Source organism: Novipirellula herctigrandis (assembly GCA_007859835.1).
Lineage (GTDB): Bacteria > Planctomycetota > Planctomycetia > Pirellulales > Pirellulaceae > Novipirellula_A > Novipirellula_A herctigrandis.
Window position 1 is genome coordinate 1 of the sequence record SJPJ01000022.1, and the last position, 1,009, is coordinate 1,009.

A 1,009-nucleotide genomic window follows, 5' to 3' on the forward strand; every position below is an offset into this window, starting at 1 on the left:
CGACTATGAAGTCCGTGGTTTGACCAGTGGCGACTGGCCGCTTTTTTGAAATATTTCTTACATTGGGTGTTGTGTGTTCATTTGTTTGTGGTGACTCGGTGGTAGCGAACTGCGGCGAGCGATCTACTGTTGATGACTTGGCTCGATTCGATTGGGTACTAAACGACTATTCGAGATGTCGACGCCTTGACCCAAAAGGGTCGGTCCTTGACAGCGTCGCCTCAGCATTCCTTACAGGGTTTCAATCGGTATTCTCTTGAGTTCTGTTGGATGGCCCGACACTCCGAGCGATCTCTCAATCTTTATGTCGGGTTCATCGCCTCTCACATTCTTTAGGACGCCATGACCGGAGGCGTTTACGTTGCTTCCGGTGGCAGTAGGTGTCAGTGATGCAGGCGAAGTGGAGTCCTTTTCGAGTTGCAAGCGTGGTCTTCGATCAGTGTTTCGTTCTCAGTGATTCGCTCCGGTGTTGGTTTGGGTTCGATGGGTTCAAGGTGGGTGATAAAAGCTTCCCTGGAAAGCGCCACATTCGTTATCTCAGGGTTATCAAGCAGCGTTTCAGATGCGGCTTGACGCCCTTGTCAGCGATTCGTGGTCACTTCCAGGAAAGCACGGGCCCAACAACGGGCCTTGCCTGGTGTCAGGTTTTCAAGGGCGAGCGGCGTTTGCTGCCGCGGCGGCGAGTCGGTTTACTGCCTCGGCCGCTACGCTGCTTCGGTTCGTCGCTGATCACTGGCCCGGGAGGATGTGGTTTTGCGCGTAGGAGTTTGGCTTTCTTTTTTGGTTTTGCTTCGTGGGGCTCTGTTGCTTCCTCCATCAGTTCTTGAGTTCCAGGATCCGTCACAGCTTCCTGCAATGCCTTGCTCTGATCCCATGCCTGTTGGTCTCGCATCATCGCCCAAGCGACCACTGCGATCTTGCGCGCCAGTGCAATGCCAGCTTTCTTGCGTCGTGTTTTCGATCCTCCGTGAATCCGTTCAAAGGTCTTCTTGCTCCAGGCGTTGTATCG

General features: G+C 53.6%; 1 pseudogene. It reads right to left on the bottom strand.

The annotated features are described in order from the left end of the window. Positions 1-640 precede the first annotated feature (640 nt). Positions 641-1,009 (bottom strand): annotated as a pseudogene (locus CA13_RS36090) (hypothetical protein); the annotation flags it as partial.